The organism is Streptomyces sp. 13-12-16, from assembly GCF_002114215.1.
Lineage (GTDB): Bacteria > Actinomycetota > Actinomycetes > Streptomycetales > Streptomycetaceae > Streptomyces.
On record NZ_NCTE01000898.1, the window covers coordinates 1 to 667 of the forward strand.

Annotated in this window: 1 pseudogene; it reads right to left on the minus strand. The window is 77.1% G+C overall.

From position 1 onward, the window contains the following. Positions 1–655, minus strand: a pseudogene (locus B7767_RS31500) (ABC transporter permease); the annotation flags it as partial. Between the last annotated feature and the right edge of the window lie 12 nt (positions 656–667).

A 667-nucleotide genomic window follows, 5' to 3' on the forward strand; every position in this document is an offset into this window, starting at 1 on the left:
CCCCGAGCGCGACGGCGGCCACGGCGAGCGCGGCCATGGCGCGGCGCAGCAGCAGTCCCGCGAGGACGCCCGCGGCCAGCCCGGCGAGGGCCAGGGCCACCGGGACGGTGCCGTTGGCGTAGAACGTGGGGAAGTGGTCCCACGACAGGGCGGTGTCGACGCGGCCGTCGGCCGCGGTCCAGGCCAGGCGGTGCAGCCAGGCGAGCAGCCCGGTCGCCGCGAGGGTCAGTACGGCCGGGAAGGCGAGCCGGGAGGCCAGCCAGCGGGCCGGGGGGACACTCTGGGTCCAGGCGAGGCGGACCGTGCCGGACTCCATCTCGCGGCCGGTCAGCGAGCCGCCGGCCCAGGCGGCGACCAGGAACGGCACGGCGAGGACGGCGAAGGTCGTGTAGTTGTAGACGTCCTTGTAGAGCAGGATCGAGTCCTGGTCGTAGCTGCACGTCGGGGTGAAGCCGCAGGCGTTGTACTGCTTCCAGGCCGCCGCCGAGGCGTCGGTGAGCGGGCCGCCGAGCCAGAGCAGGGCCGCGCCGAGCAGCAGCACGGTCGCCGCGCCGGTGAGGAGGGCCGGGCGGTGCAGCCGGTACAGCCAGCGCAGCTGCCGGGGCGCGGGGGCGGGGCGGTCGGTGGTGGCCGGGGCGGTCAGGGGGGCGGGCATGCGGCGGGGCCC